Annotated in this window: 20 protein-coding genes and 1 riboswitch; of the genes, 12 read left to right on the forward strand and 8 right to left on the reverse strand. The window is 54.1% G+C overall.

What is annotated here, in order from left to right:
- Positions 1-267: 267 nt before the first annotated feature.
- From LA304_RS14250 to LA304_RS14260, 3 genes are all read right to left on the reverse strand, one after another.
- Positions 268-888: a hypothetical protein gene (locus tag LA304_RS14250; protein ID WP_224503835.1), complete on the reverse strand. Its 621-nt coding sequence runs from the start codon at positions 886-888 to the stop codon at positions 268-270.
- 275 nt (positions 889-1163) lie between these two features.
- Entirely contained in the window at positions 1164-1766 is a 603-nt protein-coding gene (locus tag LA304_RS14255) for a hypothetical protein (protein WP_224503836.1), read from the reverse strand.
- Positions 1766-3046, reverse strand: a complete 1281-nt coding sequence (locus LA304_RS14260) for a type IV secretory system conjugative DNA transfer family protein (protein ID WP_224503837.1) — start codon at positions 3044-3046, stop codon at positions 1766-1768. Before LA304_RS14260 ends, LA304_RS14255 begins: the two co-directional genes overlap by 1 nt.
- Before the next feature lie 175 nt (positions 3047-3221).
- On the opposite strand from LA304_RS14260, the gene LA304_RS14265 reads away from it, so the two are divergent.
- The 6 genes from LA304_RS14265 (at position 3222) to LA304_RS14290 (ending at position 11379) form a co-directional block, all read left to right on the forward strand.
- Positions 3222-3488, forward strand: a complete 267-nt coding sequence (locus tag LA304_RS14265; protein WP_224503838.1) for a hypothetical protein — start codon at positions 3222-3224, stop codon at positions 3486-3488.
- Positions 3489-3556: 68 nt separating this feature from the next.
- On the forward strand, positions 3557-3868 hold the full coding sequence (locus LA304_RS14270; RefSeq protein WP_224503839.1) for a hypothetical protein: 312 nt from the start codon (positions 3557-3559) through the stop codon (positions 3866-3868).
- Positions 3869-3977: 109 nt separating this feature from the next.
- A complete protein-coding gene (locus tag LA304_RS14275; RefSeq protein ID WP_224503840.1) occupies positions 3978-4763 on the forward strand; it encodes a hypothetical protein in 786 nt (261 codons plus the stop codon).
- Positions 4764-4918: 155 nt separating this feature from the next.
- On the forward strand, positions 4919-5773 hold the full coding sequence (locus LA304_RS14280) for a TRAP transporter large permease (protein ID WP_224503841.1): 855 nt from the start codon (positions 4919-4921) through the stop codon (positions 5771-5773).
- Positions 5774-6229: 456 nt separating this feature from the next.
- The gene (locus tag LA304_RS14285; protein WP_396022196.1) at positions 6230-7075 is read left to right on the forward strand and encodes a cation transporter; all 846 of its coding nucleotides are present in this window, start codon (positions 6230-6232) and stop codon (positions 7073-7075) included.
- Positions 7076-7350: 275 nt separating this feature from the next.
- Positions 7351-11379 (forward strand): NACHT domain-containing protein, encoded by a 4029-nt coding sequence (locus LA304_RS14290; protein WP_224503843.1) that lies wholly within the window; start codon positions 7351-7353, stop codon positions 11377-11379.
- A gap of 270 nt (positions 11380-11649) precedes the next feature.
- On the opposite strand, the gene LA304_RS14295 is transcribed toward LA304_RS14290, so the two are convergent.
- Entirely contained in the window at positions 11650-11982 is a 333-nt protein-coding gene (locus tag LA304_RS14295) for a hypothetical protein (protein WP_224503844.1), read from the reverse strand.
- A 553-nt stretch (positions 11983-12535) separates the two neighbouring features.
- Here LA304_RS14295 and LA304_RS14300 point away from each other — a divergent pair.
- The 6 genes from LA304_RS14300 (at position 12536) to LA304_RS14325 (ending at position 20763) form a co-directional block, all read left to right on the forward strand.
- Entirely contained in the window at positions 12536-13468 is a 933-nt protein-coding gene (locus LA304_RS14300) for a tyrosine-type recombinase/integrase (RefSeq protein ID WP_224503845.1), read from the forward strand.
- A gap of 694 nt (positions 13469-14162) precedes the next feature.
- Positions 14163-15800: an ATP-dependent nuclease gene (locus tag LA304_RS14305; RefSeq protein WP_224503846.1), complete on the forward strand. Its 1638-nt coding sequence runs from the start codon at positions 14163-14165 to the stop codon at positions 15798-15800.
- On the forward strand, positions 15793-17250 hold the full coding sequence (locus tag LA304_RS14310) for a UvrD-helicase domain-containing protein (RefSeq protein WP_224503847.1): 1458 nt from the start codon (positions 15793-15795) through the stop codon (positions 17248-17250). Before LA304_RS14305 ends, LA304_RS14310 begins: the two co-directional genes overlap by 8 nt.
- A 178-nt stretch (positions 17251-17428) precedes the next feature.
- Positions 17429-18976, forward strand: a complete 1548-nt coding sequence (locus LA304_RS14315) for a hypothetical protein (protein WP_224503848.1) — start codon at positions 17429-17431, stop codon at positions 18974-18976.
- Between the two features lie 474 nt (positions 18977-19450).
- Positions 19451-19933: a thermonuclease family protein gene (locus LA304_RS14320; protein WP_224504247.1), complete on the forward strand. Its 483-nt coding sequence runs from the start codon at positions 19451-19453 to the stop codon at positions 19931-19933.
- Positions 19915-20763, forward strand: a complete 849-nt coding sequence (locus LA304_RS14325; RefSeq protein WP_224503849.1) for an HNH endonuclease — start codon at positions 19915-19917, stop codon at positions 20761-20763. Before LA304_RS14320 ends, LA304_RS14325 begins: the two co-directional genes overlap by 19 nt.
- 74 nt (positions 20764-20837) lie before the next feature.
- On the opposite strand, the gene LA304_RS14330 is transcribed toward LA304_RS14325, so the two are convergent.
- From LA304_RS14330 to LA304_RS14345, 4 genes are all read right to left on the reverse strand, one after another.
- On the reverse strand, positions 20838-21425 hold the full coding sequence (locus tag LA304_RS14330; RefSeq protein ID WP_224503850.1) for a hypothetical protein: 588 nt from the start codon (positions 21423-21425) through the stop codon (positions 20838-20840).
- 48 nt (positions 21426-21473) lie between these two features.
- Positions 21474-21577, reverse strand: a riboswitch (SAM-I-IV-variant riboswitch).
- Positions 21578-21667: 90 nt separating this feature from the next.
- On the reverse strand, positions 21668-22273 hold the full coding sequence (locus tag LA304_RS14335) for a hypothetical protein (RefSeq protein WP_224503851.1): 606 nt from the start codon (positions 22271-22273) through the stop codon (positions 21668-21670).
- A 365-nt stretch (positions 22274-22638) separates the two neighbouring features.
- Complete coding sequence (locus tag LA304_RS14340; RefSeq protein WP_224503852.1) at positions 22639-25713, reverse strand: hypothetical protein; 3075 nt, start codon at positions 25711-25713, stop codon at positions 22639-22641.
- Complete coding sequence (locus LA304_RS14345) at positions 25703-25888, reverse strand: helix-turn-helix transcriptional regulator (RefSeq protein ID WP_224503853.1); 186 nt, start codon at positions 25886-25888, stop codon at positions 25703-25705. The genes LA304_RS14340 and LA304_RS14345 overlap by 11 nt, the downstream gene beginning before the upstream one ends.
- Positions 25889-26023: the final 135 nt, after the last annotated feature.

Below are 26023 nucleotides of genomic sequence, written 5' to 3' on the forward strand. Positions count from 1 at the left end.
AGTCGCAACAATCGAATTGCTCCGCATAGCAAGCCCCAGTCGCGCAATTGAGACCATCATGCCAACGACAAAAGGAACGCCATTCCTGATGCAGAAAAGTCCACGCACTATCGAATTCCGCAGCAACAATTGCTGCCCCACCGGCAACTATAGATAGTAGGCTGAACCGTCTCCCCTCGCTCATCCTTCCAGTGGCTGCCCGGACCAGATGGTCCCGGGCGTGTTTTTTCGTCTGGGCGACACGGTTGGGCGCTTCAAAGCGCCCTCTCAAAGTGTTCGATCCAATTCCGCCCGTACATTCGCCTTCAGGCGCTTGAGAGCACGTTCCTCGGCCTTAGAGATCGCATTAGCAGACTTGCGTTCCAGCGGCGTGTTGCGCGGGAGGCTCTCTTTACGGCTCAATTTGGCGATCAACACACCGCGATCGCTTTCTTTGAGATTCCGGATTGCAGCCCTCAGCAGCTTTTCCTTGCGTGCCCACTCAGAAGACCGGATCAATTGGGCTTCTCCAGAAAGCATCTCTGCAGGGGCTGAAGCGCTCGCCGCAAACTGGCTCTCATCGACATCCTCGACGCAGATCATCTTCTGCTGCAAATTACGTGCTGCAGCTTCCCGCTTTCCCATGTCGAGGATCGCGTTCATGGCGACCGAGTACACGAGGGAAGTGAGGCTAGATTTCAGCTTATTTGAAGGCTTGGAGAAGAACACCGTAAGCCGTTTTCCCACGTCCGCAATAAGTTCCTCGCGTTGCGCGGCTGTCGCCATCTTCATGTTCGACTTCTTGAGAGCCCCAAACACGACCTTTTTGAACCTCTCTCTCGAAATTTCAACTTCCGGAGCAAAGATGATGACAGCATTAGAGGTGCGCGAACCGTTATGGGCGAGCATAAGCTTCTCCTGATTTTTGGAAGGTGTGGAGAGGCTTCGTGCCGTTGGACTTGACTAACGCTTGCGGCCGCCTTAAGCTCGAGGACCTCTCGCTTGAGGGAGGTTCCGAAGAGATTAAGGCGGCCGCTGCGCTTACTTGGGTTTTGCGTCGGTTGCGGTCATCTTTGACTGACCGCGAAAGTTGGTTTGCAGATTTCGACTAGGGGCGATCAAAACAAATCGGGTATCTTTTCCCAGCCGTAGAAATTCGCCCCGATCTCCTCTACCGCCACCACCTATGAGGAAGAGCCCCAATCATTATCATCGAAGATTTTCGCTAAGTCCTCTGCCGAAAGTTCGGTGGAGCCTTGATCTTCTTTTTGATCAGAATCTGGAAAGGAGAAGGCGTACCTCAGTTGCATGCCTTCTCTGCCGCTCGCTTCTCGCTGTGTACTCTCCGGGTTGATTAAGCCCGGATCATCTGGAAACCATTGCATCTCATCCTCCATGTCGCGATCTTCGGACGTGGGCTTCTCTTCCCGAACTTCAAAAATCGGCTCGGATCGTAGTTCAAGGCCCCATTTGAAGCCGACGAACGTCCGAGCCATGGCAAGGCGGGCCTCGGAATTCGAGGCGATGCCTAACTCAAAGACATCACCGACCTGCAGACACCAATAAGCTTTGCATATTTCGAGCCGATCCTCCTGTGAGAGGTCTGGATCCTCATCCCCCTCCTCGATAGGGGCAAGCAGTTTCCTTGCGATCGGAAACCGTTCGAACGCCCGCAGATCACGTCGCACCCTTTGAGCCAGCGTATCTTCATAATACTCATCACTCTCGAAGCGGTTTCTTATCTGATTTGCCCGCTCATTCAGGTCTTTGAGATTCCGGATCTCCATTACACAAATACCTCACTTTGTTGAGCTCGCGCCTCAAGATAGAAAGGATTGGGATCAAACAGCCCCCGATAGCGCGGATCTTTGAGATAGTTCAGCTTGTGTGCCCGGACGGGAAGGTTGCCGCGCTGGCAAAGCACTTGCTCATTGCGCGCCATCCCCAAGATCTGCCCTTCGTACCCGGTGATCTCGGCCAAGGACCGGGCAGCCGCTGCATTTGCTGCGCCGAACATCGAGACCGTGCCAGCATTGTCGAGAATATCCCGCGCACGTTTGCCATAGATCCCCTCGATCTGGCCAATGCTTTGCCAAAACGTCCAAGTTCTGAGGCCGTAGCCCCGCAAAAGCGAGGCAGCAGTCAAGAGCTCCTCAAGATAGCCAAGAGTGGCAGCCTCGTCGACCAGGAAAAGATCCGGCACCACCGGGCGGTAGTCGCGTTCGGCAACTGTAGTCAGGATCGCACCAAGCCAAAGACGCAAAAGCTTACCGTGGCTTTCAGTCATGTGCGGTGGAACTCTGATATAGATTGTCAAAGTCATGCCTTTGCGGATCTTTTCCAAAGTACCCCATCCCCCATCCACACTCCTTTTGGCATGCGACGAAGATAAAAAATCGAGATGACCACGAATTGTGGTTAGAAGGGAGCCGGCAGTCTTGTCCGGCGCATCCACATAGGTTTTGGCGGCCGCCATCATGGCACCATCATGAAGCTCGCAGCTCATCATACAGGAGAGCATTTCCTCGAGATGATCTGCCACTCCCCACATTCTGTAGAGTAGGGACAACCCGCGATCCTCTTGGTGGATATGGGTTGCAAGAAACAGCAGAGTACCGGCGACAATATGCTCGGCGCTGTCATCCCAGAACGGATCGCGCTCATCTGAAGTCTTAGGCCGCATCATCCGGGCGAGACGCTTGCACTGATCAAACGCATCCTCTGTTCGGGGATCGATAAGTTCCATGGGATTAAGCGCATCTCTTGCCCCCCCAAAAGGATCAAGGATTATGACCTTTTGCCCCATCTCGCGGCGGCGGCGTGCAGTGACCTCTGCAATCTCGCCCTTCACATCAATCACATACATCGAACCCGGATAGGTGAGCGCCGTCGGGATCACTTGGGATACACCTTTGCCTGTGCCTGTTCCGGCGATCGTTACAAGCCCTGCATCACTATCGTCGCGGATCAGTCGCTCCGTAATCGGAGTGTTGCGACCGGCCGGGCAAAAGCCGATTTTCTGATTTGTCGGCTGAACATGATATCCGAGTGGAATGGAAGCAGGCATGGCGGGATCCTTTTCAATTGCGTCATAATGGATGACGTCAGCCGTCTGCCCGCATGACAGAATGGTAGGAACAATGTCCCGTGACAGGATTTTTTAAAAAAAATATTGGCAACCTGTCATGCGGCCTGATCCGACGCGTCTTCATCAATGTCCATCGCACAACAGGAGACATTCGATGCAGGATACAACTCAAGAAACCGTCACCAAGGTTATCGTACAGGAAAAGCCGAAAAGTGCGATTGCTGCCCTTATTCTATCCGTTCTCTTCGGACCTTTGGGGCTGCTTTATGCATCTGTTAAGGGAGGTATCGTCATGATCCTCGTGTCATTGGTTGTCGTGCCTTTTTCCTTTGGAATTGGAGCGCCGCTCGTTTGGCTTGTAAGCATCATTTGGGCGCTTGTCGCTGCAACCTCGGACACGACGCCCTCTGAGAGAGCCTGAGCATTTTTGCCCCAGCACTGCTGGGGCAAATACATTTCAGTTTCAAAGCAAAAGGAAAGGATTTTCAGATGCCCTCCACCTCCAAGCGCGTAGACATGGTTGCGACACTCAACGACATTATTTCCAAGCCGATGACGCAGGGGCGAGCCCGGGCTGCTGGCAATATTCGCGCAGCTCTTCAACGGATGGACGAGTACGCCGCCCGCAACAAGCCCGGGGGCAAACATGCTCGCACGATGACTATCTATGATCGCGAAGTCCTGATGTCAGTCATCGATGACCCGAGCCGAACAGATGAGGTACGCGATCGCGCAAAATACCTCGTCAATGGTTCTGGCGACCTGAGTGAGGGCGATACCCGCTTCTTGGATACCCTCTAAGGCCAATAGAAAAACCTATTTTGACCTCCGGCCTACTGGCCGGAGATGAGGCCGGGCAACATACAATTTCCCACTAAACAGCGCTGCTGATACTGAAAATGAGGCTATCATGACACCGAAAGACGAAAATTTTTCCTCAAAGAAGACTGGCGACCAAGTGAAAATTTTCCGCAACACCACAGAGCCCCAAAATGGCCCGTCATTATCGTATCGCATCGAATGCATCACCAACCTTTGGCGTGAACTCGCAAATTATGAATACCCCTATCTAATTAGGGAGCACGATGCCGTGCCGTCCTCCGCCTTGATGATCGCGAACCTGATGCCGCGTATGTTTTCCTTATTAAATGAAATCGAGAACATGCCGTATTTTCGTGAAGATCCTAATCTTGCCTACAGATTGCTCGCCAACATTCTTATGCCGATAGATTTCTTCCCGCACATTGTTAATTTTTTCGCGCAAGAAGATTTGCCAAACATCGTGCAGATCACGCGTGAGGAAACCGAACAGAGCATATCGCCAGAAGGCGCACTGGAAAATATCACTTCACGCATCAAACCTTATATTGGGCTCGCATTGGAAAAGAACGAAAAAGTTCACCCATACTTGGGCAGCATGGAACAATTCGAGAACCTGTTTCTCATTAATTTTTATCTCCTGGCCGGAGAATTGGGGGCCCCCGAGGTATCACATGATCAAGCTGCACCGAACTTTAATCCCGTTGCACTTGCCGCAAAGATTCAGTCCCTATTGAAGAAGGCGGATCAGAACAAGCTTCACAAAGTTGGACTTACTTATTCGTGGGGGAATAGATCAGACATGGATTACCCACTCCGATTTCTCACAGCAGCCTGGAAAAATGGAGAGTTCTCTGAGTTCCTCGAAGAAGCTTAAAGTAGCCAATTTGGTCGTCTCGCACCTCAGTTCGGGACGACCTCCAACATGGGGCCGAAAACGCAGCCTCTCGGGTTCGAACAATTTTGGAACAGTAAGGTTCTATCGGGCCATGTGACACGATGGGCCTGTAAGAGCAACCGGCCTGAGCTGCCGTGGTAACCCTCGGTCTCCTGATCCCGCCATCCATCATGATGATCGTTTATGGCATTTCGGCTCAACAATCGATTTCCCGCCTCTTCATTGCCGGTATTGTACCGGGCCTGCTCATCATGGGCCTCTTCATGGGCTACGTGATGATTTGGTCTCTCTTGAACCGCGACGCCGTTCCCGAAGCCGGACCTCGTCTCTCTTTTTCTGAGAAGCTTCATCGCTCGCGGCGGCTCATCCCGATCATTCTTTTGATCGCAACAGTCATCGGCTCAATCTATGGAGGTTTCGCAACGCCAACCGAAGCAGCCACTCTCGGCGCTCTGGGCTTGTCATGGATCACAGGCACACTGAGTTGGCAGAGCTTGATCGGCAGCCTCATGGCTGCAACGCGTACAAGCTGCATGATCACAGCAATCATCCTTGGCGCTGCCTTCTTGTCGGTCGGGATGGCGTTTCTCGGAATTCCGACAGCTCTCGCGGCCTGGGTCGCAGAACTCGGCCTGTCTCCCGCGATGCTGCTGGTGCTTCTCACCTTGATCTATCTGGTTCTCGGCTGCTTTTTGGAAGGCGCCTCGATGATTGCTCTGACCACCTCCGTCGCCCTGCCGATGGTTGTTCAGGCAGGCTTCGATCCCATCTGGTTCGGAATCTATCTGATCATTGTGGTTGAGATGGCCCAGTTGCCTCCCCCTGTCGGGTTCAACCTATTTGTTCTTCACAGCATGAGTGGGCGCGATATGTGGACCGTTACCAAGGCCTCTATGCCCTTCTTTGGGCTTTTGATTTTGGGAGTTGTTCTCCTTGCCGCGATCCCCGGCATGGCAACGTTTCTTCCGGAGTTGATGCTGTCGCGGTGATGAAGGAAAACGTTTTGCCAAGATCGGCATTTATATCGGTTTTGGATCGATGCTGCATCACACATCAGGGTCTGCTTTGGGGCTGTCTCCGGTCATTTGCTGCGTTTCGCATGAATGACCGGTATGGGCCGAACACGTCGACAGGGTAGCGCGGCCCTCGTGATGGGGCCGCCGCGCCGCCGCATGACCGCTTCGAGCCCATGTTGCCTAACTACGCAGACGCAGTATTTCGGAGATGCCGCATTCGATGTCAACGCGCTCGATCCAAGTGCGGAATGAGATGGGGCCATAGACGCGCAGATCATCAGCGGCCATTCGCCACGTCAGTCACGAGGGGTATCCTCTTGGCCCAGAGGCCGACAATGAACTAACAATCAATTTGGCCCTTTTAAATGAGGCGGCTCTCGCATTGTGCAGCCTCGGCAAAGGACGTTTGTCTGGAACTGATGACAAGGAGTGCTCGCGTTGGAAGATACCCTTCAGTATCGAGTGACAGGTATGGATTGTGCCTCTTGCGCAGCGAAAGTCGAAAAAGCTGCTCGTTCTGCAGGTGTTGCAAACCCTGTGGTTTCGATAGCAACTCAAATTCTCACTCTCGACATTCCTCACAATGATGCACGCGTTGAAGCCGTCGAACGTGCCATTTCGGATGCGGGCTATCACCTCAATCAACTTCGTCCTGAAGCTTCGAACGAGACGGATGATATGCCGTCTCATCTAACTTCTGGGTACAAGCGCGCGCTTTGGATCGTCATCATGCTCAACCTCGGCTACGGCATGATTGAGATGATTGGAGGCTATCTTGCGGGGTCGCAGGCCTTGAAGGCCGATGCCCTCGACTTCGTCGGCGATGGCGTAATCACCTTTCTCGGCGTATTGGCAATCAGTTGGAGCCTGCTTTGGCGCGCCCGGTCCGCACTGGTTCAGGGTGTCTTCCTCGCGATCCTCGGATTGGGCGTGCTCGGTAACACGGTCTGGCGCATCTTCCAGCATCAACCTGTAGAAGCTGAACTCATGGGTGCCATCGCACTCGTCGCACTTGCGGTGAACGTCACTGCTGCATTAGTCTTAGTGCCCCATCGAGCCGGCGACGCGAACGTGCGCGCAGTCTGGCTATTCTCGCGCAATGACGCCATTGGAAATGCCGTCGTCGTTCTCGCGGCCATTCTTGTCGGCATCACAAAGACCTCATGGCCTGACCTGGTTGTCGCTCTTGCCGTGGCCGCCCTGTTTCTGCATTCGTCGTGGGTCATCATCCGCGACGCGCTTCAGGATATCGCCAAAGTCGAGTCCTCATTGTAGTGATTTTGTCCGCCCCCCTGACGTTCGGCCGCCCAGAATTCTGCGGTCTGGATGAATAACGGCTTCGAGGAAGCTGCGATGCGGCGACCGGCCACCCATCGAAAGGCGGCTTTGGGCCGAAACCACACGCCGCATGGGGCGGATAGCGGCCGGTCGAGACCTGAGGCCCTGCCGGCTGCCTCGGGCGGAAAGCGGACGGTCGATTTGGGAAGCCCTACCGAGCACCGTGGGCAGGAATCGGACGGTCAGTTCCATCACAGCATACGTTCGCAGAAGTGGCACCACTCCAGCTTGCAACGCAGTTCAACAGGTTGCATCCTCGTCAGGTGCTCAATCATGTGAAAGATCAGCTACTGCCGCCGTTTCATATCCCTCGTAAACTTTTGTTGGGTGATAGACCCGTTCCAGAAGCGGAATTGCTGTCTGAACCTGGCGTCGCAATCGTCTTAGCCGAGCCAGGAGCAGGAAAATCTGCCCTGCTGGCAAGTCTTGCGGCGCGGTTCGGCACCAAGCCAGTCAAAGCCAGCATCTTTGAAAGAACGACGGCGCCTTGCATCGTCGTCGATGCCTTTGATGAGGTTGCTCGCATTGATCCGACAGGCCTTCATCGTGCGTTGAAAGAGCTGCGACATACGGGAGCTGATCGGACAATCCTATCGAGCCGATCTGGGGAATGGAGCGACGCCGACACCAGCCTGCTGCATGACATCATGGGGGTCGAGCCAATCCTCGCCAGATTGGTTCCTTTTGATAAAGACGAGCAGGCGCTGCTTTTTCGCCATCGCCATCCTGACGCCAGCTTTGAGAATTTCCTCTCCGATGCCGCCCGTCACGACCTAACTCATCTCCTTGGCAATCCAGAGTTCCTGAACCTGTTCGCGGATGCGTTCGTTGAGGCCGGAGGCCGATTCACGAACCGACATGAGATCTTCGGCGACGCGGTTCGCTATCTGGCTCGCGAAACAAATAGGTCGGTTTCTACACGTGATGCGCCCACGGCAGAGCAACGTATCGCTTTTGCGGATGAGGTCTTTGCTCGGCTGCTTTTGTCAGGTTCCGATGGCGTATCAACGACCGATCTCGCTGAAGGCCCGACGTTTCCCCGTATCCAAGACCTTGGATTGCCCGACCAACGGGTCGCTTCAATCCTCGATACCCGCCTCTTCCGTCCCTCCGCGGGCGCTGATCGACATGAACCCGTTCACCGCATCGTTGCTGAGCATTGTGCAGCCCGAGCGCTTGTCCAACGGATTGACGATCCCGCAAATACATTCACAGTGAAGCAGTGTCTCAGCATCGTAGCACCAAACGGCGCCACCCGTGATGACCTTCGTGGTCTCCTTGGTTGGATGGCAGCACTGGGAAGCCAAAATGTCCAGGATGCGGTAATCGATGTTGACCCCTATGCCGTCATCTCTAACGGTGATCCATCGCGCCTCTCAGTTAGGTCCAGACATCGACTTCTCGAAGCACTGGGAAAACTGGAGGCCGATGATCCCTTCTTCCGCCGTGTAGATCGCTGGCGAAGTTTCAGCACGTCGGGGTTCTTTACTCCCGACATCGTTGATGCGATCCGCCCGATGATCGCGCGCGAAGGCGGAGGAGACTTGCGCGCGTTGCTCCTCGAACTTCTGTCGGGTTCGCCTGCAGTCACTCCGCTGCGTCCGGAACTGGAAGCGATCGTGCTAGACGACACCGCCACACCTCAGTGCAGGCACGCAGCGGTCGATTGCCTAGCACGGGAAGAGCTCGACCTGGCACCGATGGTCGATCCACTTATCGCGTCTGGAACGAACGAGGCACTGCGTCTTGCCGCAAAGATCGTTACCCACATGGGGGTCCGACGCCAACCTCGCGAAAAGCTTCGGGACCTGCTTCTGGTCTGCGCCAACTTGTACCCGACTGATCCAAGAAAGCGCGAACGCGTGCTCGGATCACGGTACTTCATACGAATTCTGGTGCGGGATTTCGATGCTGATCTGTGTGGATGGCTGCTTGATGAGGTTACCCGGGGATTGGCTTGCACTTGCGGAGCTCGTTCATGGGAATGTCACTGCCGGGATGGCTTCAGCAAGATTGCAGGGCATCTCCTAGACAGGTATTTCGACATCGCCGAGGCGCCGGGGGATCCTGCGAGAATTTGGGGCTGGCTGAAACCGCTTCACTTCCATCGCTCGGTCAGTGGGAAGGATAGCCCAGCAGTCCGCGTGCTGCAGGAGGAACACCACCTGCGTCGAGAAATTCAGCGGCTGATGTTCGAAGGGCTAACCACGCGGGAGGCCATGATCGATGAAGGAATAGATCGACACGGCCATGCGGGCCTGTCCTTTAGGTCTGTCGATATCCGGCCGATGATGGATTACGCATTCGCGACAGAAAATGTTGAGCTTTGGGACTTTTTCGTTCATTCGCACGACTTCTACCGAGCACGAGCCGAGAGGGGCCCAGACGAGCTTCGAAATTATGCGCGGCAGCAAGCGCGTCAGAAGCCGGATTTCCTCGCCAGGTGGGCACTAAGGCAACGCCGACAATTCCGTAGCTGGCAGCAAAACCGCGAACGGCGCTTTCGCTTTCAGGCCCGTCGGCGGCGTCGAGAACGCGCAGCTGAAGGCAAGGCGATCAGCTCACTGACCAGAGATCGCAGCATAATCGAAGCCGGCCAACACAAAGGCTGGCTGACCTACATCGCGCGCTGTTACCTGGTTCAACCGAATGACATGGACGAGCTTACGCACGGATTGATCGACGTGGACGCGGCCCTGCGGAACTATCTCGGCGTCGTCGGCGATGACATTCCGACCTTGGAACAGTGTGCGTTGGGCACGGCGCGGGCAAGCGCTGTCAGGCTCCATGCCGCTTGCGTAGCCGAGTTCAGGGTCACCGCAGACCTGTCGCATATTGATCGGCGCATGCTCGCTGCAGTTCGCACAGATATTGGCGGATACAACTGGGGCAGTGAGGGTGAACGTGAGCGATTCGAGGAAGCGGTCGATGCAACGCTTTTTCGCAATGCTGCCGACGCAGACGCATTCATAACAGAGTACGTCGAAGCTCAGCTCGCCTCTGGCAGCGAAACGGCAGACGTAAGCTGGCTAGAACGAAAGCCAATGTTCCATTTCCTACTGCCAACGCGTCCTTTGGAATGGTTGCGCAAGTTTCGGGCCATCGCGCACCATCCTTTGAACCGGCTCTTCGATATGGCTGTTCGCTACGGGGATCGTGCAGACTTGCTTTCGTTGATCAGGGAGCGCTGTGCAGACCTTGATACCGGTATGCTTCCCCACAGGCTTGAGGCTCAAAGGCGCTTTTGGTTCCTTCGCCACTTCTGGTTCTTGGACGACGATCAGTCGGCGGTTTGGTCGGTTCTGGATCGGAACCCTGATTTCATCTTCGAACTCGAACACATCCGAAGTGACCAGAGAGGGGACGATGCGACGTGGCCCGACCTGAGTGCCGCGAAAATCGCACGCATCTTGGACACGTTCATTGAGCGCTGGCCGCCTGTCCCACTTCCTTCAAGTTGGGGAATTGGTAGCCCGAAGCCTGAAACCGCCTATCGCTATCTGACTGACATCGTCTACATGATTGGACGGGATACGACGGACGCTGTCTTGCCGGTTCTGGATGGCCTTCTCGCCGATCCTCGGATGGCACCGTTTCACAGAAATCTGCGGAGTATCCGGGCGGCGAGCAGGCGCACAATATCTCTACGCGACTTTGCCCCACCGAGCGCCGCAGCTGTCAGGGCTGCACTTGATCAGGGACGGCCAGCCAGCGTCGAACACATGCGCCGCGTCGTTGTCGAGTTCCTTGGACGACTACAAGACGACGTCCTTGGCGGTGATCTTGGGGTGATCGACCAGTTCTACGAGAAAGGACAGCGGCTTGGCGAGAATGCCGCAACACGGCGTATCGTGAACTGGCTGAGACCTCGACTGGAGCCCCTTGGGTTTGTGGACGTAATTGAACATCAGCTTGCCGACGGCAATCGATGCGACATTACGGCCTCCATCCAGCCCCCCGCAGGGAGGAAGATGCTGGTTGTGGAAGTCAAAGGCCAATGGAATGCCGAGCTTTTCACGGCGGCCCAGATGCAGCTTGCAGATCGCTACGCGGTACATCCAACGGCGGAAGAACAAGGTGTTTACTTGGTCCTCTGGTTCGGTTCCGATGAAAAGATTGCAGGTCTGAAGAACCACGATAACGTGCAGGTTTCTGATCTGAAAAAGAAACTCGAAGAAGGCCTGCCCGTCGAGCTTGTGGGCAAGCTTGACGTAGTGGTTCTTGACGTCGCGAGGCGGTGAAACCAAAGTTTACGGAAACTGAGATTGAACGGCGGCTTTGGATGTTAGCCTCGATAGCATAGGGGTAGCTCGACCGTCCGCTTGGGGCCGGGATCTGACCCGGTCGCAATCGGCCGTTCGCTGCGCATGACATGAAGAGCGATCAGGGACCTTCTCTGCGGAACACACGAATGACCGCAATGCGCAATTTTGGTTTCGAGATAGTTTAATCTCCTGAATAATTGAGGGAGGCGAAGTGGACGCAACTTATGCGTCCACACTTGATTCCTTTTAGCAGCCGCGCTTGTCCATAGCTCTTTCGATCGCGGCAACCTCACCCTTTTTCAGTGAAATCTCTGCTTCGTAATCGCCGGCCATCGATGAAGGGGGCACTAGGATCAGAAACACAACGATCGCGTCTCCCGCGACCTTGTCTCTTTGCTTCTTCTCGAGCGCTGCAAGCTCGTCAGTGGTCTCACGCAGTTCTGCATTGAGCTTTTGGCAGCTCATTCCTGAATATTCACTGCTGGAAACTGCTACGGGAGCGATTTTTGACGGTGGTTTAGCGCAGCCTGAAGCCGCAATGGTCGCAGAAATCGCAAGTATAGAAATTATCTTTTTCATTAAGGACTCTCCGTTAAGATTTTTTCTCATTTGCTTAAGATTGCATAGCTTTAGAGAATTGTGTGCTATGAGCCTTTGATGTTTTTTTTGCCCATCCAATCAAATTCTCCTATCAATATGTATTTTTTGACATGATGTGGTTCTGACGCAACCAAACATGTTTTTCTGATTTTCGAGCATCAGCCTAAGGCGAGCTGCATTTGCCACCACAAATTGCACGATACTTGGGGGCTACGCGCTCGCTCCAAGCGGTCCATCATGCTCATTTTTCTATGCTACTTTTGACCGCGCTTAAAGTCGCGGAGCGATTGAGCGCGCGTTTCGCCTTCTCTGTTGGGCCAAACTTCTCGATGTAATCAAGAAGCGCGGCCTCAAGGGCATCGATACACAGCCATAAACCTCTATCTTGCATATTTTTCTCCGTTCGTTTGCGCTCTCTTAACATACGAAGGGTTAACAATTCTTTAACTTGTCAAGCTGTAGAGGGAAGACAATGAGCCGAGGGTTTGATCGCCAAACACAACGAACAGAACTATTTAGCGAGCTTTCGAGATTGCCCGACAATCAACGCGAAAAGCTGATTGAAGAATACCGGGTGCGTTCAGAAGCAGCGTTCGCGCCAGCAACGCTCAAGAACTATCGTATGATTATTAGGTTGTTTGGTGAATGGTGTGAGCAAAGAGATTTGAGCCCTCAACCGCCTATTGCTCCATCAACGGTCGCGGCGTGGGTCGATGACATGGGCGGCAAGCTTACTGCAAACACTATTGAAACTAGACTGTGGGGTATTGCTGAGCTCCATCGGTCACACTTCTTGCCCTCACCGACTACACATCGATTGGTTGAGCTCAGCCTCAAGGCGATTAAGCGCAAATATGGTTCAGTTACGAAGCAAGCCCCACCTCTGGGCAAGAAGGATGTCTTGGCCGCAATAGCGAGGCTCGGCGATTCAAGAATTGAAAAACGTGACAAAGCTGTTTTGTGGATTGCGACAGACAGTTGGTGCCGCGCATCTGAAATTTGCAAATTCCGAGTAAAAGACCTTCAACGGCAAGAAGATGGCAGCAGCTTGCTTTTCTTGGCACGTTCTAAGACTGATCAAGATGGCCAAGGCGCATATGCTTTTCTATCAGGTAGTGGGACTGCCGCAGTCATTGACTGGATCGATGAAGCTGGCCTCAAAGCAAACGATCCTATTCTAACGAAATCACAAAAAGGTGGGCAGAGGACCCCTTTAGACCCAGCCACCGTGTCACGTATCATCAGGAGGTGCACTGGTAGGAAAGATGTTTCAGCCCACAGCACTCGCGTCGGCGGAGTGCAGGATGCATTTAGGCTCGGGTGCGATTTGTCCTCAATCATGGTTGCGGGACGATGGACTTCACCGGAAATGCCCGCGCGATATGCAAGGCGTCTTCTTGCTTCGCAATCGGCGGCAGCAAAGGTATCTGCAGCGTTTCTCGAGAAGGATGAGTCAGCAATTTGAGGAATGCTACGCTCCGAGAAAGCCCGCGCAATTGAGAGCTTTACTTTAGGTTTACAGTTCAGATGCGCTACCTACCTTAAACCCATACAGTGGGAGTGATCCAAGGACAGTGGTTTAAGGCACAACTTGCTGTAACCACTCTTGCTGTGCGGGCTACAAGACTGCTGCCTGAGAGATTTAACGGTCGTCAATTCGCTTCCCAAGCAGGGCACGTAAATTTTGATGACTTTGCTTTAAAATTAGTAATTTGTTTCTGATGCCGATCGAAGAAGCCACCTCTGCAACCACCTTAGATCACCTGCAGCTTCGTGGTTTGAGCTCCGAATGCCTGCGAGCCACCTCTGTTCTCACGGCCCATTTCCACAAGAATTTCAACGGGCGTGTCGAGAATGTTTCGACATATTTGGGCGGATTGCGGTCGCTCGCTGTGAGTGCCGAGAAGTCGAACAATCTCTCTGGAAGCGGACTTTGGGCAGTCGAAACCTGTTTCGCTTACAGGTTGCGCACAACAAAGTTTCTAACCTAACGTCTACGTATGTAGCTACAAAATCGTCGCGGCTAGCCAGGTATTTTTCATATGCACATTGCGCATATTTCAATTTCAGAGTTTCGAGGTGTCAAATCTCTTGAATGGTCACCCTCACCATCCTTGAATTGTTTGATCGGTCCGGGTGACTCCTGCAAAACAACGATCTTGGATGCAATTGAGATCGGCTTAAGCCCGCGATTTGGTTACACTGGAAGCGATCCAGATCTATTTGATTGTGACCCAACCAGCAAACCCGAGATTTATCTGACGCTTGTCGATCTACCGGATGACTTGATCGTGGAGCAAAAATATGGGCTGTACCTGCGTGGCTGGAACGAGACGGCCCAAAAATTAAACGATGAAAAGGCTGAAGGTGACCAGGTCGCATTGACAATAAAGGCAGCGCTTGACCCTGATACACTGGAATGGAGATGGGAAATATTCAACGAGCGTATTGAAGGTGAGCCTCCTCGGTTGGGGTTCAAAGACGCAAAGTCCATCGCACCCAACCGTCTTGGGGAATACGCGGACCGCCACCTTACGTGGGGGCGAAATTCCGTACTCGGCAGGCTGGAAAAAGGGCCGAACGCGTCCGAACTTTTGGCCAGTTCCATTAGGCAGGCAAGGGCATCATTCGCTGCAGGCGACCGTTCTTCGTTTAATGAAGTTATAAAGCTTACAGAGAAGGTCGGTGCGAACTTTTTGGTGCCCAAGGCCCAAGCATATGAAGCCCAATTGGATATCCATTCAGGTATGCTCGCTTCAGGTGCAGTATCTTTGCATGACGGCAATATGCCGCTGAGAACGCTCGGTAGCGGCTCGTCACGCCTTATGGTAGCTGGTGTCCAAAACTCAGGCCCGCAGCAGAACATCACATTGGTGGATGAGCTTGAATTAGGCCTGGAGCCTCATCGCATAATGCGCCTGTTGCGTTTTCTACGATCTGGATTCCCACAAGAGCGCGAAGCACCGCCTATCGTCCACCAAACCTTCCTGACAACTCATTCACCGGTAGTTGTTTGTGAATTGGATGTCGCGGAACTGTATTGCGTTCGTAACAGCGCAGGCAGCGTCACCGTCAGATGCGCGCAGCCAGCTGACGGGCAATCGGAAACAGCACAACGGCACATTAGATCCAGTCCTCATGCGTTTTTGGCGCCACGCTTGTTGATCGGTGAAGGGCGAACAGAGGTTGGTTTTTGGCGTGGACTTGATGATCTTTGGTGCGCCGACGAGCAGGAGTCCTTCGCCTATCAAGGTGTCGTTGCAATTGACGGAGGCGGAAACGACAATTCCGTGAAGCTCGGTTTGCACATGCAGAAACTCGGCTATTGCTGCTTGGCATTACTTGACACGGATGTTGTAGTCTCCGCAGCGAACAAACAAAAATTTGAAGAAGCAGGGGGACTCATCGCTGAATGGGCGGACAACTGCGATATCGAACGTAGGATCTTTCTAGATGTTCCATGGGCGACCGTGCGAGAAATAGTCGACTTCGCTCTTGAGACCTCCGGCGAAGGTAGGGTTTTGAGCAATCTTCGGTTGGCTAACAAGGGTACAGCGGACATTGATCGGGCTGCCTTAGACGCACTTCCCGAGTCTGACGCTAATCGCGAATGGTTGGCCTCGGCCGCCATTCTAAAGGTTGAAAGGAAATCAGGGGGCAAAGAAGATCGATCATGGTTCAAAAACATGACGCACGGGGAGCAGTTGGGACGGATTGTCTTCGGCTGTCTACCAGAAATTCCCCAGACGCCACTGGCGAAAACGATAAATGAGGTGAGGCATTGGGTCGATGCCTGAACTTTCCCAAGAGGAAGCAACGGCAACCATTCGCGCGACCAAATCCGGTAGTATTATCGCGGCCGCTGGATGCGGGAAGACTGAGCAGATCGTACGCACTGTCAAAGCTATTAGCGATGATCCAACAGTTTCGAAACGCTGTCTCATTTTAACCCATACGTTTGCGGGCGTAGACGTATTGCAGAAGCGGTTACGCAGACTAAATGTGCCCGCCTCCGCTTACCGGCTCGATACCATAGCGAGCTGGAGCCTGCGATTTGCAGCGGCCTATCCAAAGACATCTGAGATCAAAAACATCAACCCACAGAGCAACAAAGACTGGTCAGCGGTGTATCCTGCTGCGGAAAAACTCGTCAGTTCTCACGCTATCGATGATGTGATCCTTGCCAGCTATGCTTGCGTTTTTGTTGATGAGTATCAGGACTGTAGTGAAAGCCAGCATGCGCTAATCGTGGAACTCAACCGGCTTGTTCCCGTCTGTGTCTTTGGGGATCCCCTGCAATCAATCTTCAAGTTCGATGGTGTTGTCGATTGGTATGAAGTTGTCGAAAGGGATTTCCCTAACGTCGCAAAGCTGACCGAGCCTTGGCGTTGGAGGAATGACAATGCAAATGCCGAACTCGGCGATAGATTGGTTGAGTTGAGGGCACAGCTTGAAGCTGGCAAAGCGATGGATTTCAGAGTCGATGGCAAGGGTATTCAACGGCATTGGTTGCCTGATTGGCCTGTCCCAAAGTCGAAAAAGGTATCAGAGGTTTGCCTTGATACCATGGCCCTAGAAGGCACTTTGGTGGTCGTGGCACAATCAGCGTCCGAGGGATCGCGTGCTAAAATCGCCGAGAATCTTGCAAAGCAGAAGTTTGCTGTCGTTGAACCAGTTTCGTGCAAGGCGCTACGGAAGCACGCAAAGTCCATAGAAGAGGCGAACGATGAACATAGGCTTACCGCAGTTTTAGATTTCGTGAAGCAATGCGTTGTTGGGCTCAGGGCTGACTTCACAAAATCTGTTGTGTCTCACCAAAAGGGAGGAAAGGCTGGGCGGGCCAAATTCGGTGATCTCATAGACATCGGCGACCAAGTTGCAAAGCCGGGCGGGTTGCTGCACGTGCTGGAGCTTGTTGAAGGGATATTGAACCGAGACGACATTTTCCCTTATCGGCGAGAGCTTCTTCGCATGATGCTCGCAGCCCTTCGAACATCAAGAGCAACAGGTGCTCTGCTTTCCGAATCCGCGGGAGACATTGAAGCCAAATCCCGGCACCTAGGCCGTCATGTCGCCCGAAGGAGTGTCGGCAGTACACTTCTGTTGAAAGGCTTGGAGTTCGAGCATGTAATAATTGTTGAGTACGATGGAATGACCAAGGAAGATTGGTATGTCGCTCTCACGCGTGCGACGAAGTCGGTGACTGTGTTGTCTTCTCACCCCCAAGTTTCATGGGGAGATAAATGATGTTTAGGGCAATCATTCTTGTGTCTTCCGCGATTTCGCGTGACAGGGCGCGTGACAGGTGCCAGCGAAAAGATCTGATAAGCCACTGAATTCATTGGGACATGAAGCTGCAAAAAGCAAAACGGCCCTATATTGTAGTTCTCTTATAAATTGCGCAGTGTGACACTAGGTTTCTGTAATGACCAATGACATATCAAATTATCTTCTGAAGAATGGCCCGAAGCTCACCTCGGATATCCTTCGCTACCTTGAGGAAACGGGACTCTCACCCGATACCGCTCGTCAAAGGCTTAAGCGCAGACCTACTTCGATAAAGGCTCTATCGGGACTGAGCTTTCCAAAGAACGCGCGTTTTTATTTTCACGAGGCACACTTCGGAACCCATTGGTATTGGGACGGGCTTTATGATGCCCTGACTGGAGGCAGCCCAACCTACGGGCCAGCAATAGCCGGTATGATTGCGAAGGGCGGGATCATTCCAAAAGATTTCTTCCCAATCATCTCTGGTGCGCCGCTGAAACAGAAAAAGAAGACAGGCAGCGATGCAGTCCTAGCCCGCCTCAAAGGCATAGGGTTTCTAACGGAGTTCAATGTCGGCGAAACACCTGTTGTAGCCTTTCACCACCATTCGGGCTTTCCAGTGGACTTAGACAGTTATGCTGCGCAGCTCACTGTTCAACGTGTTCTCTTAGACACGGTTGCCGACTGGGCTCGCAAGCTTGGAATGGTGAGCTACAACAAAGTTGCTATACGAGAGCGCAGCCAAGCGCTACCACAGTTTGGGACGCACGCCTTTGACCTAGTTGCGCCCAGCTACCTTACACCCATGGTGCGCTACGCCGACGGTAAACCTAAACCGGGTTTTCTCGTGGCCGATGTCTATTTAGGTGAACTGAACAAAGCGACTGCCCAGGCGTTCTTACGCAAGTGCGAAAGCTCGCGTGCTATGCGGCGGTTGCCGCCGTTCCTCCCAGTACTAATCGCTGACGGCTTCCACCCAGATGCATTTCACGAATTGCGCTCCAACGGTATTATCGCAACAAAACCATCGGCTCTCTTTGGCCGAGATGTCGCGCGAGGTTTGGCGGGCTTGTTGGAAACCCTTCGTAACGCCAGCGCAATTGCTGCCAAGAACCCGGAAGTCATCGAAACCCTATTCAGCCAGTTGGGTCACATCGAAGGGGCGGCGGGCAATCTGCGTGGTGCACTGTTCGAACTGATCGTTGGGCATATCGCAACGCTGCAAGGTGGCGGTTCAATCGATATTGGGAAAAAGGTCGTCATCGACACTACCGAGCGGTACGAAGTCGATGTGTTCTGTGTTTCGGCAGAAACAGTGCGGCTTATCGAGTGCAAAGGCTACGCGCCAACGCATAGGGTGGATGCGGAAGAGCTAGAGGCATGGATTCGAACCAAGGCGCGTCGCCTAAACAAGCATTTTCGTGCGCAAGAGACATTGCAAAACCGCGTATTCAGCTTCGAGTTTTGGACCTCCGGCGGTTTTACCAAGGAGGCGCTACAACTTGCCGAAACTGTTTCCAATGAAACCAAGCGCTACAGTGTCAAACTGGTGGCGGGACCAGATGTCCGCTCGCTTATCACAAAGGTGAATGCCAAAGGTCTGGGCAAAGTCTTTGATGAACACTACGCCAAACACCCGATCACCAAAGCAGAACGTAAATTTGAAGCCATCGAGGACTTTGGTTCGGTACTCGAAGAATTGTGACACCCTCTCGGGTTTGCGAGGCTGACATGAGTTACTTTTTGGGCGCTTATAGCGAACGTCCGGAATGACGCGCCGCGCCGCAGCGACTTGACCGATCAGTGAAAGGCAGGTTTGGGCCGAAAGCGGGACTTCAAAGTCCAAAGAAAATTTGCTCCACACGCGGCCGGAGGCAGTCTTGGCTACGCCGGTCTGAGAAAACTTCGCTCCTAGAAGTGGATCACGAAGAGAAAACCATACTTGTCAGCTCTATTAAGACACCCCAATGTTATCGCACAATCCATGGAGGAATTTTATGAAGACGAAAATTTTAGCAGCAATATTGGCAGCAACCCTTACAACTCCGGTCTATGCCGGGGTCGAGTTCATTTATTCAAATCAGACGGAAATTGGTCACGGTGGCGGTTGCCGCAAAAATTCACCGCAAGGACAATGCTGCCACATGCAGACGAGCACAGGCACAGTCCACTGCCATTGATGCAATCTAGTACAGTAATTTGGCTATCTCTGTTTCTGGCTCTTCTAGGGCCAGGAGCATCAAACGCGGCTGAAGAGATCAGCGGTACCGCGTCCGTTATCGATGGCGACACCATCGACATTCACGGTAGCAGAATCCGACTTCATGCAATTGATGCAATTGAAAGCCGGCAACGCTGCTATCTTCCAAACGGTGTGGCTTGGAGATGCGGTGCGGACGCAGCCAATGCACTGGCGGAGAAAGTAGGTCGATCTCCCGTGAGCTGCCTCGTGAATGATGTAGACCGGTACGGCCGTTATGTCGCGAAGTGCTACCTGAATGGTGAAGATCTCAATGCCTGGCTAGTTGAGAAGGGGTGGACGGTATCGTACCGGCGCTACGGGCTCGACTACGTTGAGCATGAAAATAGAGCCCGTTCTAACAAACGGGGAATTTGGGCTAGTGAGTTTGAAATGCCCTGGGATTGGCGAAGAAACAATTGATTTTGACTAAGTTCGATGAGGGTAGAGAGTACTCTAGGCTTCATGACATCCATACTGTGTTTGGTGGACAGCGTCAGGGCGGGATCTCCACTCCCAGACAGCAGCCGTATGTTTTCATTTTTACGGGAAAAAGCGGTGAGCAACATGGCTATTCCGACGGTTGGCGTGATGAGGGCGTGTTTCTCTACACGGGGGAGGGGCAATCCGGCGACATGGAATTCAAGGGTGGCAATAAAGCGATCCGCGATCATTCGCTGAACGGCAAAGATCTTCTGCTTTTTGAAGCTCTCGGGAAATCGAAACCCGTCCGCTACCTTGGTCGGTTCGCGTGTGAATCGTGGGACACATTTCAGGGCCCAGATACGTCAGGCAATATGCGAGAGTGCATCCAATTTCATCTCGTAAAGACGACACTGCCGAGTGCCGGTGCCAGTCTCGATATGGAAGATGCGAACTCAACATCCTCAATTTCAGATTTATATGGACTGCGGCAAAGGGCATTCGCTGCTGCGCGTCCGAGACAAGCACAGGCGTGGGGCAAAGCTCCAGCAAACTATCGCGCAAGAAGCAAGGCTGTGCGAGATTATGTCCTAGCGCGAGCAAACGGCATCTGTGAGCTCACGGGGAGGCCGGCCCCATTTCTGACCAAATCCGGCCAGCCTTACCTGGAAGTTCACCACACGAGGCGCCTCTCAGACGATGGCCCTGACGACCCGAGGTATGTAGCTGCAATTTGCCCGACGGCGCATCGTGAAATCCATTTCGGTGCAAATGGAGAGGAACTGAATCAACAGCTGATAGCCAAGCTAAAAGTCATTGAAAGCAGTTGATCGGCCGCTGAGGGCGAGGGCGAAGAGGCCGCTATTCTCCTTCCCTCGCTGCTGCTGGGTGAGGTGATCACCTTTTACTGCTCTCTCGGCGTCGGATCGATCTCCACCCATTTGCTCAAACCCGCCACGGTCGACACGAGCTTGCCGATAAGATGTTCCTTTTCCAGGTACACTGTCGCGAGCCTAGGCGAGCACGGGTGCTCGCCGAACAGCAGGCCCAACTCAGGGATCGCAGTCCTGAAGAACCCGTCCACCCGCCCGTCGAACAGCGTTCTGAGGAGGTCGAAGGCCTCACATTCGGCGCGGTAATAGTCGCCCCAGATCTCCAGCTCGCGCTCGTGTCCTTGCTCGATGCCATAGAGGTCTTCGCCCTCAAACCAGCCCGCATCGATCATGGCCCAGTGGTCGGGCTGGAGCAGGTGGTGGTGGGTGCCTTTTCCGAACCGCGCATCGATGGCTTCCGGTCGGATGAGTTTGCGCGGCTCGCGCGCGCCATCGCTGTAGAGCAGGAACCCGCCCCTTGATCGGGGTTCCAGATAGAGGGTGCGCTTGCGCAGTCCGCGTTGCAGCGGAAGGGTAGGCGCCGCCTCGCTTGAAAGAGGGGTAGCGCTTGCGCCCGCAGCGAGGGCCACTGATGTGATAAGAAAGTGTCGACGTTCCATTGTTCGATCTCCGTGTTGAGACCGGCCAGGGTTCGAGGTCGTTGATGAGGTCTGCCCATTGGTTGTCGGTCCGACCGCATCCCCTTGCGGGAGACCACCTTGCCGGGTTGAGCAGGTTGGTGAAGGCCGGAACCTTTCTCTTGATGCAAGAGTGAGCTTAGGCCGATCCGGGCGAACTGGCAAGTGGCGCGCTGGGCGTGTCTCGTTCACGACGACTTCGCGAGATCTGCGGACGCGTTTCGCTAGGATGATTGTGTACTGCCTTTCCGGAAGTCTCTCGTCTTCGGCGCATCGTTGCGCCACCGGCATGGGCGCTCACACTCGTGCCAATAGGCCTGTCGCAGGGCCTTGAACTCTTCGATCATCTCCAGCCATCTCTTCTTCGACATGCCTTTCGGAGGCGGGTTGAACGGGCCGTAGATGTCCATATCAGCCCCGATGGCTTTGCGGATCTTCTTGAGCTGCCGCAGCATGCGCTCCCGCGGAGCCTCGTATTGAGACGCATAGGCGAGGTCATGACATGTGCGGCATGCGATCGTTTCGCGACCGATGTAAAGCACCCCGCACCGGCGCGCGCAGGAGGGGCAGAAGAACCAATGCCGCGTGCCACCAAAGTGACAGGGGGTCTCGGTGATCGCGACGGCCTCACATGTGTTCCCCCAGCCGCCGTGTACGGTGATGATCAGATAATCGCCATGACCATCAACAATGGCCGGGAAGTCCAAACCCTGCGGTGTTTTTGCGATCGAGACGATACCTTTGTCACTCAGCAGTCCAGCCTCGACAACCTGTCGAATGCTGAGTTGAAGCATCTTATCGGCCAGTGGCCTCTTTGAACGCGGGGGCATGTGCTCATCCTCGAAATCATTTGTTATAATATAACATAACAATTGGCTTTTTGGCGAACTTTTATCGCAGGGACCGCGCAGTACATCCGCTCAGTTGTGGGCCCACGTCGCGGCCCATCTTCAGCATGCCGTCCTTGCTGCGGAGAGGGTGCCAAGGCGCTGATGCGCGTCAGTCATACACACGCCGTCGGGATTGTCGGGATTGATATCCTCCTTCTAAAATGTGGAAAAAAATAAAATATATTTCTTAATTCTAATTTTTTTGAGGCCTGCGCGGGCGGCAGTTTGGATCCCGACAATCCCGACGCTCAAACGAAAGCGCACCCAGGCAGGCCCGGGTGCGCCAGTTTCACTTTGTCCTTTGCTCAACCGAGCTGTTCAATCCTGTACCGGTTTCCTTCGTGGTCTCGGATGATCTTCAGTTGAAGCATCTGGCCGTCCACCTCTACAGGGCGGTCCTCGATGGCAGCGAGCTTACGCGCCACTCGATGTGCGGTCACCGTTCCGCCGGAGAATGGTCGCCCGCTGGCTGCCTCGAGCGCCGATTTGAGCGCAGCGGGGTCTGGCTCGTTTGGATCTGCGGATCGAGAACCTGAACCAAGCCACTTGTCATCAGCGAGTTTTGCTACCTCAGATGCCGAGAACTCAAGACTGCATTTGCCGTCCATCTCTAGGTACCTTTTCATCAGGCTGACAAACTCCGCAGCTCCCTGTGCCTCCTCATCGAAGACATCGTTGGCGCAGAACAGATCTTCAAAATCCACTCCGGTGACTATCTCCAAGGGATGGCCAATCAAATTCCACCACGTTTTGAACCGTGTTTTGGATCGGTTCGGCCTGTCCCGCTTGAGGAGCAGGATCTGATACAGGCGCTGCAGGATCGCGTTGCGATTTTCTCGTGTCCAACCGATCGGGTCCTCATGCTCGAACTCCCGATTTTCCGGATCAGTTCGGTCCGACACGAGGTTCGCAACCAGCGAACGGGAGGCCATATCCCCTTTCGGGTGAATGTTGTTGCCCGTAAACGCAATCACGGTGGATGCTGGCACCGTTTCCGTTCGGTTTTCGCCAAGAACGCGATCCTGTAGTTCGGGCGCGGTCAGGACGCGCTCGAGCGTCGGGCAGCTGATCGCGGACCCGCGTGGAATGTTGTCATAGGTCACCAAAGGCGCGCCTTCACGAAGGTACGAGAAGATCGCCTTACGGCGCTCTTCTTCGTCGAAGGACCAAGAGGCGGCTGATGCCATCACACCGCTCAACGCAGTCGAGATCATGTTGATGACGGTGGTTTTGCCACTTCCTCTTTGCGCCGCGGAGACGAAGAACGCAGGAAACTCTGAGAGAAAGTGCCTTTCGATCACCGTCAGGGCAAGCGCGATGATGATCGCCTTACCTTCCTCAGGTGTGTCCACGTCAACCAACCAATTATTCAGGAGCCAGTCATAGGCTTCTTTCGCCTCATGGAGTGACACCGTCTCTGTCCTCACAAGCCGTCTGACCAACTCGTCATCGAGCTCGAAGATGAGTTCCAGATCTCGATCTAGACCTTGCGTGGCCTTTAACACGCCTCCGGGCAAAACCAGAGGTAATGTCGAGATTCCTCGAACCCGTGGAAGTTGCGACTCTTTCCACCCCATGTAGGCACGGACAAACGGCAGAGACAGGCGTTTGGGCGCGGATTGCATGCTGTCTTCTTCGTCTTCAACTCCGAACCGGATATGCTTTTCAATCATCATCGTTGCCTCAGCGTCTCCGGCAATCTGGATCGTGAGTTGATCTGGCGCTGGAGGCTGCTCCTCTCCTTCCGAGACCAATTGATGGAGCTTGCTTGGTGGGCGGCGATCGACGTATGCCAGTTGAGACGCAAGCGTCCGGAAGGGCGGGATTCCAGCGCCCACGTTCCCTAGGACCTCGTCAATCTGCGTCACGACATCGGTCAGTTCTGCACTTGCGGCAGGTGCTGACAGAGCGACACGAGGATCTTCCTCGGCTGGTCGCGTGTTTGCGTCCGAGCGCCGAACGTTGGAGCGGAAGCGCTTCGCGCGTTTCAGCAATGTGCGCAACTCACCCAGGGTCACTCCTGTCGCGTCCTTAATGGCGCGAAGCAATTCCTTCTCTTCGCCCGTCTCAAGACGCGCCGACGCCAAGGCTGCAACGATATCGTTCGGGCTTGCATCCCTCTCCAGGCCTTCAAGTGCCGCGCGAACGGAGCCGGCATCATGGCGGAGGGCATACTGCGCACCGCCATGCGCAAAGGAGTTGATCCAAAGCGAGCCATCGGGCCGTCTGAAGAGTTTCGCCTTGCAGCGCCCGTACCCAACGCCTTCGAGCGGGTCCGCAAGCGTCTGCTCAGTAAAGCGATCCGGATCCATGAGAACGTCGCCGACTGTGACTTTCCCCAACGCGCGATCATCGAACTCGAGCGGGTATAGGGGCAAAAGCTCGCCCTGATGACGCCGGCTGATTTGTGCGCGGGCTTGTTCATCCGTGAGGCCAGAGCGGCGCGCGAGTTTCTTCGCCAAGCGCTTGTCGGCGCGGGACTGGCGTGTCTTCGCCTCCGGTTTCAAGACCGCTTTTGCGGCTTGAACCTTGGCCCGATACCGCGCGTCCTCTTCTTGAGTGAGATCGGGAAGCACCGCTTTGCTATCGATCACGCGCCCCTCAACGGCAATTGCGCGACGGGCTTTCTTAGACTGTGCAAGGGGCGGTTCCAGGACGGGGGCGCCTTCAAACACCAACCGTTCCGGCGAGCCGACCGACTGGTCGATGACCGACCGCTCCAGCAATTGTCCGATGCGTCCAATCCAGATCCATCCCAATCCGGCCAACCAAAGCCGTTGGTGCAACACCTTTGTTGCACGAGGGATGTCTGAGGCCTCTTGAACGGCCAGGTAAATATGTTCTCCGCCTGATCCAGGGAATTTTTCCCGTGTCTCCGAGTTGTAGAGGCCGGCCGAGGTCGAAGCCCTCCGGATATACCCAGCTTTTATAAGATCCGGGAAGATCTCGCAAAGAAGAGCCCAAAGACCTCCCGCAGTTTCGATCCTCTCAAGGATTTCTGGAGAAATCCCCTTTTTGTCGAAGTCGATCAGAAGCAGACCTGGTTCCCCCTCCTCGAAGGCAAAGTAGTCTTTGGTCCGAGCGATTGCATCGCCATCGGCTGTGAGCTTGTCTTTCGTCACAATCTCCGCGATCACATCGTCGCCTTGACCGCCAATCGTGCCCAGCGAGAGCGCATGAACACTATCCAGATCGTTGATATGATCCGCGAGTTCCGTCAGGTTCTGGAAACCGAAGTTCATTGCGGTGCCATGCGACATTCTGCAGTCATCCGCGTTTGAGTGCGGCTGACCATCGTCTCCAAGCGCGATGGACTTGCTGAGCGGACCATCGGCTTTGCAAAAGGTTGAGAGGCGGAAGATGGTATCCTTAGTCAGCATTTTTGTCTCCTTTGAGCGCGGTCAATGCAGCTTCGATGTCGTCCTCACGCCAATAGATCCGCCCACCGATCTTAATCGGTTCGGGAAGCCGCCCGGCGGCGACGTCGCGATAGATGGTGGTCCGCCCCCGATTGCCGAGGACTGCACGCAGATCATTCAGGGTAAGTAGGCGCATCATTCTGCTCCGTGTTGTGTCAGAACAGAATTAGAATCGATGCCTGCATGTGGCTACGGGTAGCAACTATGGGGTATTTTTACCGATGCTGGCCGCAACCTAAAGATCCAGGAAGGTAGTATTCATCCTTCGTCG

Source organism: Celeribacter litoreus (assembly GCF_020165855.1).
GTDB lineage: Bacteria > Pseudomonadota > Alphaproteobacteria > Rhodobacterales > Rhodobacteraceae > Celeribacter > Celeribacter litoreus.

Bases quoted from the DNA above. Each gene is read 5' to 3' on its own strand.
- LA304_RS14275 (WP_224503840.1), top strand. From the start codon at position 3,978: ATGACACCGAAAGACGAAAATTTTTCCTCAAAGAAGACTGGCGACCAA.
- LA304_RS14345 (WP_224503853.1), bottom strand. From the start codon at position 25,888: ATGCGCCTACTTACCCTGAATGATCTGCGTGCAGTCCTCGGCAATCGG.
- LA304_RS14260 (WP_224503837.1), bottom strand. From the start codon at position 3,046: ATGCCTGCTTCCATTCCACTCGGATATCATGTTCAGCCGACAAATCAG.
- LA304_RS14310 (WP_224503847.1), top strand. From the start codon at position 15,793: ATGCCTGAACTTTCCCAAGAGGAAGCAACGGCAACCATTCGCGCGACC.
- LA304_RS14270 (WP_224503839.1), top strand. From the start codon at position 3,557: ATGCCCTCCACCTCCAAGCGCGTAGACATGGTTGCGACACTCAACGAC.
- LA304_RS14340 (WP_224503852.1), bottom strand. From the start codon at position 25,713: ATGCTGACTAAGGATACCATCTTCCGCCTCTCAACCTTTTGCAAAGCC.
- LA304_RS14255 (WP_224503836.1), bottom strand. From the start codon at position 1,766: ATGGAGATCCGGAATCTCAAAGACCTGAATGAGCGGGCAAATCAGATA.
- LA304_RS14315 (WP_224503848.1), top strand. From the start codon at position 17,429: ATGACCAATGACATATCAAATTATCTTCTGAAGAATGGCCCGAAGCTC.
- LA304_RS14320 (WP_224504247.1), top strand. From the start codon at position 19,451: ATGCAATCTAGTACAGTAATTTGGCTATCTCTGTTTCTGGCTCTTCTA.
- LA304_RS14330 (WP_224503850.1), bottom strand. From the start codon at position 21,425: ATGGAACGTCGACACTTTCTTATCACATCAGTGGCCCTCGCTGCGGGC.
- LA304_RS14265 (WP_224503838.1), top strand. From the start codon at position 3,222: ATGCAGGATACAACTCAAGAAACCGTCACCAAGGTTATCGTACAGGAA.
- LA304_RS14295 (WP_224503844.1), bottom strand. From the start codon at position 11,982: ATGAAAAAGATAATTTCTATACTTGCGATTTCTGCGACCATTGCGGCT.
- LA304_RS14335 (WP_224503851.1), bottom strand. From the start codon at position 22,273: ATGCCCCCGCGTTCAAAGAGGCCACTGGCCGATAAGATGCTTCAACTC.
- LA304_RS14250 (WP_224503835.1), bottom strand. From the start codon at position 888: ATGCTCGCCCATAACGGTTCGCGCACCTCTAATGCTGTCATCATCTTT.